General features: G+C 25.3%; 9 protein-coding genes. All 9 read left to right on the plus strand.

Annotated elements, in window-relative coordinates; translation table 11 throughout:
- The first annotated feature begins 326 nt into the window (after positions 1-326).
- The 9 genes from JWF52_RS11975 to JWF52_RS12015 all read left to right on the plus strand — a co-directional run bounded on the left by JWF52_RS11975 (position 327) and on the right by JWF52_RS12015 (position 7,887).
- A complete protein-coding gene (locus tag JWF52_RS11975) occupies positions 327-839 on the plus strand; it encodes a TVP38/TMEM64 family protein (protein WP_502711258.1) in 513 nt (170 codons plus the stop codon).
- A gap of 82 nt (positions 840-921) precedes the next feature.
- Positions 922-2,058, plus strand: coding sequence for a (Fe-S)-binding protein (locus tag JWF52_RS11980; protein ID WP_208333797.1), 1,137 nt, complete (start codon positions 922-924; stop codon positions 2,056-2,058).
- A 15-nt stretch (positions 2,059-2,073) separates the two neighbouring features.
- A complete protein-coding gene (locus JWF52_RS11985; protein ID WP_208333798.1) occupies positions 2,074-2,745 on the plus strand; it encodes a TVP38/TMEM64 family protein in 672 nt (223 codons plus the stop codon).
- Positions 2,746-3,330: a CDP-alcohol phosphatidyltransferase family protein gene (locus JWF52_RS11990; protein ID WP_208333799.1), complete on the plus strand. Its 585-nt coding sequence runs from the start codon at positions 2,746-2,748 to the stop codon at positions 3,328-3,330.
- A gap of 10 nt (positions 3,331-3,340) precedes the next feature.
- Positions 3,341-4,546 carry an ABC transporter substrate-binding protein gene (locus JWF52_RS11995; RefSeq protein WP_208333800.1) on the plus strand — a complete coding sequence of 402 codons (1,206 nt, stop codon included), beginning with the start codon at positions 3,341-3,343 and terminating at the stop codon, positions 4,544-4,546.
- On the plus strand, positions 4,536-5,396 hold the full coding sequence (locus tag JWF52_RS12000) for an ABC transporter permease (RefSeq protein WP_208333801.1): 861 nt from the start codon (positions 4,536-4,538) through the stop codon (positions 5,394-5,396). Before JWF52_RS11995 ends, JWF52_RS12000 begins: the two co-directional genes overlap by 11 nt.
- 9 nt (positions 5,397-5,405) lie before the next feature.
- The gene (locus JWF52_RS12005) at positions 5,406-6,206 is read left to right on the plus strand and encodes an ABC transporter permease (RefSeq protein WP_208333802.1); all 801 of its coding nucleotides are present in this window, start codon (positions 5,406-5,408) and stop codon (positions 6,204-6,206) included.
- A gap of 21 nt (positions 6,207-6,227) precedes the next feature.
- Entirely contained in the window at positions 6,228-7,250 is a 1,023-nt protein-coding gene (locus tag JWF52_RS12010) for an ABC transporter ATP-binding protein (protein WP_208333803.1), read from the plus strand.
- A gap of 346 nt (positions 7,251-7,596) precedes the next feature.
- Positions 7,597-7,887, plus strand: coding sequence for a hypothetical protein (locus JWF52_RS12015; RefSeq protein WP_208333804.1), 291 nt, complete (start codon positions 7,597-7,599; stop codon positions 7,885-7,887).
- The last annotated feature ends 170 nt before the right edge of the window (positions 7,888-8,057 follow it).

The raw sequence follows: 8,057 nt of genomic DNA on the forward strand, positions 1-8,057 counted from the left end.
TTTTTATATAATAGAGAAAATATATAATAATATATTCATATATAGATATAATCTATAAAATGACCTATAAAATATTTGATATAATTAAATTTAGGTATTTTTTATATAAAGTCAATGAGAGGAGTGGAATTATTATAAATAAACAAAGCGGTAAGAAATTAATTTCATTTTGGATAACGCTAGGAATTATATTATTATGTATATTAATTTATATATTTTTACCAAATATTAAAGGAACTGTAGATTTAGTTATATCTTATTTAGTTAGGTTGGATTTAGAAGGATTAAAAGAATATATACTATCTTTTGGAGCTTGGGCACCAGTAATGTCATTTTTACTTATGATATTACAATCAGTTGCAGCTCCACTTCCTTCATTTGTTATAACTTTTGCTAACGCAGCATTATTTGGTTGGGTAATGGGAGCTATACTATCTTGGAGTAGTGCCATGGCAGGAGCTGTTTTATGTTTTTATATAGCTAGATTTTTAGGTAGGGATACAGTTGAAAAACTTACAAGTAAGTTTGCGCTTAAGAGTGTAGACGAATTTTTTAATAAATACGGAAAACATACAATATTAATAGCTAGACTTTTACCATTTATGTCATTTGATTTAGTAAGTTATGCAGCAGGTTTAACATCAATGAGCTTTATATCATTTTTTATAGCTACAGGATTAGGGCAACTTCCAGCTACGATAGTTTATTCTTATGTAGGTGGTATGTTAACTGGTGGAGTTAAATTAATGATGATGGGGATACTCACATTATTTGCTATAAGCATATTTATTTATATGCTTAAAAAAGTTTATAATGATGGACAAGTTAAACAGAATTAAATATTACAAATTAAATAGATTGATATAATATATCAATCTATTTAATTTTCAATAATTTCTATTTTGAAGATGGAGGTGCAATATGAAGAAAATAAATTTAGATGAAAAACGATTAACCCAGATTATAGATAATGAAAATAATTGTGTTGATTGTAAAATATGCTTTAACTCATGTCCTATGATGAAAGATTACAGTTCTTCTCCTAAAGAATTATTAAAAGATATTATAAATGAAAAGAGTATAGACAAAAATATACCTTATTCATGTATGTTATGTAATGTTTGTACTATAAAATGTCCAAAGGATATAGATTTAAATACAATGTTTTATAATATAAGGAAAGATATATTTAAAGAGAATCATAAAGAGGTAAATAATATTGGATATAAAACAGTAAAAATCCATCAAAGTAGTAGCTTTTCTCCATTATTTTCAAAACAATTTATTGAAGAGGGAAGTAAAAAAATATTTTTTCCAGGATGTAGTTTGTCAAGTTATAGCGATGAGATAGTTTTAAATACATATGACTATTTAAAATCAAATATAAAAGATTTATCTTTAGTATTTGGGTGCTGTGGAAAGCCAACCTTATCTATGGGAGATATGGATAAGTTTAATAATTATTATTCTAAGCTACAGTCTATGATTGATGAAAATAATATAGATGAAATTATAGTAGCATGTCCAAATTGTTTTAAAACTATAAAAAGTTATAGTAAAAACGTAGTTGTAAAGACTTTATGGGAGGTAATTATAGAGTATAAATTACCTAATGAGCTAAGAGGATATTATAAAGATGTAGAAGATGTATTTTTAATTCATGACCCATGTCCTATTAGAGATGAAGGTGATATACATAATTACATTAGAGATATACTTAATGATTTAGGAGTTAAAGTAGCTGAATTTAATAAAAATAAAGATAAAAGTGAGTGTTGTGGTTCGGGAGGGATGCTAAGAGTTACTAATCCCAAAATAGCAATGAATCAAACTAAAAAAAGAGCTAATGAAGCTAAAAGTGATAATATAGTTACTTATTGTGAATCTTGTTGTGAATCGATGTTAAGTGTAGATAAGAATACTCTTCATATACTAGATTTTATGTTTAATCAAGATGTTCTAGATAAAATAAAATTTACACAAGATAAAAAATCTACTATTGAAAAATGGAAAACGAGATACAATGGGATAAAAAAAGCTAAGAAAGTATTAAAATAATGAAAGGCATTTAATATGAAGATAAATAAAAATAATTTGTTAAAATATTTTATAAGTATTGTGTTCGTTATAATATTTATATTGATTGTATATAAGATATTTAAGATGGATATAGGTATAAGTGATATAAAAGACTATGTAAGTTCATTTAAAACTTTCGCTCCAATTATATATATTATAATGTTTGCATTAGTACCTCTTACACTGTTCCCAGATTCTATTCTTGCAATATCTGGGGGATTATTATTTGGATTATATAAGGGATATATTTATACAGCAATAGGAGCATTAATAGGAGCGACTATATCTTTTTATATTTCAAAAAAATTAGGGAGAAACATAGTAAAAAAATTTACAAAAGGTAAATTAGATAATATAGAAAATATAATAAATAATAATGGATTTTATATTATATTTTTACTTAGGCTAATACCGTTATTTCCATTTGATGTCATAAGTTATGGAGCTGGTTTAACTAAAGTAAAATATAAGGATTTTATATTGGCTACATTTTTAGGTACAGTACCAGGAATACTTGTATTTATTAATATAGGTGCACAGGCTTTAAATATAGGAAGTAGTAGTTTTTATATTTCTATTTCAGCATTAATACTTCTTATATTTATATCAATGATTTTAAAAAAGAAATTTATAAAAAATAATATAAATAAAGAACAGGAGGAATAAATGTTAGATACTCATGCGAGAAAATATGTAAATCCTATTATAGAGAGTGGAGCTAATTTTTTTATAAAGCTAAATTTAACTCCAAATAATGTTACTGTATTAGCTCTAATATTAGGGGTACTTACATCAGTATTTGTATACTTTGATATGGAGATTATAGGAGTGATACTATTATGGGTGTCAGGATACTTAGATGCAGTAGATGGAGCTATGGCAAGAAAAACAAATAAAACCTCTTCTTTTGGGACTTTAATGGATATAACTTTTGATAGGATAGTAGAGGTTTCAATTATATTAGTTATAGGATTTAGACATATAGATATAAGAATGAATTTAATAATATTAGCTATTAGTATTATTTTATCCATGACTATATTTTTAACAGTAGGAGCGCTTACGCAGCAAAAAGGTATGAAGTCATTTTATTACCAGGCTGGAGTAGCTGAAAGAAGTGAAGGATTTATAATGTTTTCATTAATGATTTTATTACCTAGTTATTTACCTATAATAACTAATATATTTTCAATTATGATTTTAATAACAGCTTTTCAAAGGGCGTTAGAAGCTAAAAAAATACTAGATTAAGGAGAAGAATATGAAAAAAATAATAACATTAGTATTATGTATGTTTATTACAATTAGTTTAGTAGGGTGTTCAAATAAAGAAACTAAAAGTAGTGAAAACATACTAAATAACAATTACGAAGAAATTTTAGAAAGTGCAAAAGGAAGTAGTGTGAATTTCTACGGATACGGTGGGGATGAGGTAATGAATAAGTGGTTTGATACATATGTAATACCTCAAATGAAAGAAAAATATGATATAACTGTAAAAAGAGTAGGTATGGATATAGATAATATATTAAATCAGTTATTATCAGAAAAACAAGCTAGCTCAAAAGGTGTAATAGATTTAGTATGGATAAATGGAGAAAACTTTAAAACAGCCAAAGAAAATGACTTATTATTTGGACCTTTTACAGCTAAACTTCCAAATTTTAATAATTATATAGATGGAGAATCGAAAGATATAACTACTGATTTTGGAACGAGTGTAGATGGTATGGAAGCACCTTGGGGCAAAGCTCAATTTGCTATAGTGAAAAATTCATCTAAAGTGCCTCAAAAGATGGCTAATACTCAGAATTTAAAAGAAATAGTTAAAAAGTATCCAGGTAAATTTACATACCCAGCATTACCAGATTTCACGGGAAGTGCATTTGTTAGAAATGTAATATATGATATTGTAGGATATGAAAAAGTAAAAAATCTTCCAGAAGATGAAGCTAAGGTAAAAGAAGTTATACAACCGGCAATTGATTACTTAAATGAAATAAAGCCTTATTTATGGAATAAAGGAAAAACATATCCTCAAACTTCATCTCAATTAGATAATATGTATTCAGATAATGAAGTTTATTTTAATATGACATATTCACCAAATGGAGTTTTAAATAGAATTAAAAGTGGAGAATTTAGCAAGGATACAGAGATACTAGAATTTGATAAAGGTAATATAAGTAATACTCATTTCTTAGCAATACCTAAAAACTCTCAAAATCAAGTTGGTGCTATGGTTTTAGCAGATTTCTTAATGAGCATAGATGCGCAAAGTTCTAAGTCAGATAGCAAAAATTGGGGAGATGCAACTGTATTAGATATAGAAAAAATGACAAAAGAAGAAAAATCAAAGTTTAGTAAATCTATAATAATAGAAAATTCATTACCAGAATTAAAAGCAGGTTTAGTTCCAATAATAGAAAAAATATGGATTAAAGAGGTTTTAGAAAGTGGAAAATAAATTAAAGCCATATTTACTACTAGCTCCAATTAGTATATTAGTTATATTAATAATGGGGGTAGGAATATTAAATTGTATTTTTCAAAGTATAGGATATATTCCAAGTATAGGACTTAATAATTTTACATTAGATTACTATAAAGAGATTTTAAGAGATGAAACTTTCTTAAAGTCTCTTATATTTAGTTTAAAAATATCTTTTATTTCATCTTTTATATGTGTAGTAGTAGGTACATTACTAGCTTATGCATTATCTAAAAATAAGTACTCAAAACTAAAAGTAAATTTATTAAATTTACCTATAATAGTTCCTCATATAGTAGTAGTTATTATAGTATTTATGATTTTTTCTCAAAGCGGAATCTTATCAAGGATATTATATAATCTAGGAGTAATAAAAGATTCATCAGAATTTACACAATTAGTACTAGACGAAAATGGTATAGGAATAATTCTTGTATATTTATGGAAGGGAATACCGTTTGTAATTATAACTGCTTATAATATTTTAAAAAATATAAGCGAGAGTTTAGAAAATGTAGCTATAAATTTAGGGGCCAATAAGTTTCAGGCTTTTAGATTTATAATTTTACCATTGGCAATGCCTAGTATAATATCGTCTTTTATTATACTGTTTGCATTTTCTTTTGGATCATTTGAAGTTCCCTTTTTAATAGGTCCATCTACACCAAAAGCCTTATCAGTACAAGCGTATATAAGTTATTCTAGTTCAGATTTAATGCAAAGACCAATTGCGATGAGTGTAAATGTTATATTATCTGGAGTAAGTATTTTTATGCTTTTAATATATAATAAAGTTTTTTCAAAGATATATAAGGATAGATATTAGGTGATTACTATGAAGAGAAATTTAAAAAGATTAATAATTGATTTAAGTATTATAATTTTAATATCTCCAATTTTAATATTAATTATATGGGCTTTTACAAATTCATGGGCTTATCCCGAATTAATACCGATAAACTATTCAATTAGAGGGATTGAATACATACTAAATATGCAAAATGTTAAGGTATTACTAAATAGTATATTAATATCAATGATGGTCGTAACAATAACCATATTAATAAGTATACCAGCTGCAAATGCATTAAACTTATATGAATTCAAAGGTAAAAAAATCATAGAAATACTTATACTGTCTCCGATAATAGTTCCGACAACATCAGTGGCAATGGGAATACATATTATATTTATAAAATTAGGAATTGCGAATAATATATTGGGAGTGATAATTATCAACTTATTGCCTTGCATCCCATATGCAGTAAGAATTATAGGCGATGTATATAAAATATTAGGAAACAAATATAAAGTACAAGCTAAAGTTCTAGGAGCAGACAAATTTAGTATATTTAGATATGTTACTTTACCTCTTTTAATGCCAGGTATAATTGGAGCATCTAGTATGTGTTTTATAATATCATTTAGTCAGTATTTTTTAACACTACTTATAGGAGGTGGAGTAATAACAACATATCCTATGATTATGTTTCCTTATATACAAAGTGGTGACAGAACAATATCAGCATTATATAGTATAGTTTTCTTACTTGTTAGTTTATTAGCATTAATTCTTATTGAATTAACTGTTAACAAGTACTACAAACAAGATAATATAAATTATAAATTAGATTAAACAATTATAAGGGAGAAGATTATGTCATACGTTAAGCTTGTTAATATGACAAAGTATTTTAATGATACAAAAGTTTTAGAAAATATAAGTTTAGATATCAATAAAGGTGAAATTATATCTTTATTGGGTCCATCAGGGTGTGGTAAAAGCACAACTTTAAAATTAATAGCAGGTTTATTAAATCCAGATAAGGGGGATATATTATTTAATGATAAATCAGTTTTAAATTTGCCTCCGGAAAAAAGAAATGCAGTAATAGTATTTCAAGAGTACTTATTATTTCCACATATGAATGTATATGAAAATATAGCTTTTGGATTAAAAATGAAGAAAGTATCAAAGAAGGATATAGATTCTAAAGTTAAAGAACTATTATACTTAGTTAAATTAAATAATTATGAAAATAAATATCCATCGGAGTTATCAGGCGGTCAAAAGCAAAGAGTCGCAATAGCAAGAGCACTAGCAGTAGAACCAGAGATATTATTATTAGACGAGCCTTTTTCTAATTTAGATATAAATTTAAGAGATGAAATGAGAGAGTTTGTATTAGATATACAAAGAAAAAAGAATATAACAACAATATTAGTTACTCATGATAAAGAAGAAGCTTTAATAATGAGTGATAAAATAGCTGTTATGTTAGATGGAGAGATAAAACAATTTGATACACCAAAAAACTTATATGAAAATCCAATAAGTAAAAATGTAGCAAATATATTTGGTGAAAGAAATTATATAAGAGGAAATATAGAAAATGGAGTATTTAAAAGTAATATTATAGAGATTAATTTAAATAATAAAGAAAATATAAATAATATAGAATTAATGATACCAAAAGAAGGTATAGATATACGTAGTATAAATAATGAATATGGAACGAAAGCTATTATAGTAAAAAAGAGATATTCAGGAGATAGGACACATTACGATTTAAAAATCAAAGACAGTATATTAAAAGCTAGTTGCAACGAGGATTTATTTAATGAGAATGAATTAATAAGATTTACTGTTAAAAATAAGAATCTAGTATATTTTAAGTAGCATATAAAAAGTAAACAATTCAATGTACCTATAGAAGGTGAATAAAAAAATAAATGAAAAGTAGACAGAAAAATTAATAAATAACACTAAAGAATTATTAGTTATAGATGTTAGGGCTAAAGAAGGATTTAAAAAATGTATATAATGCAGCTGATCATGTATAAGAGTATGAGTGTAAATGAGTGAGATAGAGAAAGTTATTATTAGAGAAAAGCCATATAGAATATATATTAATTGAAATATATATCTATATGGCTTTTTTATATAAATAAATTATAAAAAATATAATAAAAATTAATATTATGGAAAAATTAAAAAAGAATATTATTTTAGGAGGTAAAATAAAATGGATAATATAATGGTGCAAAGAAATAAATTAGAAGATGGTAGCTACAACCTATCTATTGAAGTTGCAGACTCTGCTTATTTTAATATATATGACAATGCAGATAATAAATCAGGAGAAGAGCTACTAAGAAACTATTTAAAAGATAATTCTGACGATGCAAGATATGATAATGTAAAAGTAAATCATAATAAAAATAGACATTTAGTTAATATTACAGCTAAATTAAATTATGATAGTAACTTACATACAGAGTATGAAAATATATCTAGATTAATGCATAAAAAGTAAATTTTATGGACAAGTATAGCGTGAATTTATAATTAAATATAAAAATTATAAAAAAGTTTTAAAAAAGTATTGACGTTATAAATTTAAGATGATATAGTTATACTTGTCCGAAAGACAAGGACGAAAAATAACAGCAAATAAGTTGTTATAAAGAACTTTGAAAATTAAAC

It is taken from the genome of Clostridium sp. CCUG 7971 (assembly GCF_017590215.1).
In the GTDB taxonomy this organism is placed as follows: domain Bacteria; phylum Bacillota; class Clostridia; order Peptostreptococcales; family Peptostreptococcaceae; genus Faecalimicrobium.

Excerpts from the sequence above, each read along its gene's own strand:
- JWF52_RS11975 (WP_502711258.1), top strand. The coding sequence starts at position 327 with ATGTCATTTTTACTTATGATATTACAATCAGTTGCAGCTCCACTTCCT.
- JWF52_RS11980 (WP_208333797.1), top strand. The coding sequence starts at position 922 with ATGAAGAAAATAAATTTAGATGAAAAACGATTAACCCAGATTATAGAT.
- JWF52_RS11985 (WP_208333798.1), top strand. The coding sequence starts at position 2,074 with ATGAAGATAAATAAAAATAATTTGTTAAAATATTTTATAAGTATTGTG.
- JWF52_RS11990 (WP_208333799.1), top strand. The coding sequence starts at position 2,746 with ATGTTAGATACTCATGCGAGAAAATATGTAAATCCTATTATAGAGAGT.
- JWF52_RS11995 (WP_208333800.1), top strand. The coding sequence starts at position 3,341 with ATGAAAAAAATAATAACATTAGTATTATGTATGTTTATTACAATTAGT.
- JWF52_RS12005 (WP_208333802.1), top strand. The coding sequence starts at position 5,406 with ATGAAGAGAAATTTAAAAAGATTAATAATTGATTTAAGTATTATAATT.
- JWF52_RS12010 (WP_208333803.1), top strand. The coding sequence starts at position 6,228 with ATGTCATACGTTAAGCTTGTTAATATGACAAAGTATTTTAATGATACA.
- JWF52_RS12015 (WP_208333804.1), top strand. The coding sequence starts at position 7,597 with ATGGATAATATAATGGTGCAAAGAAATAAATTAGAAGATGGTAGCTAC.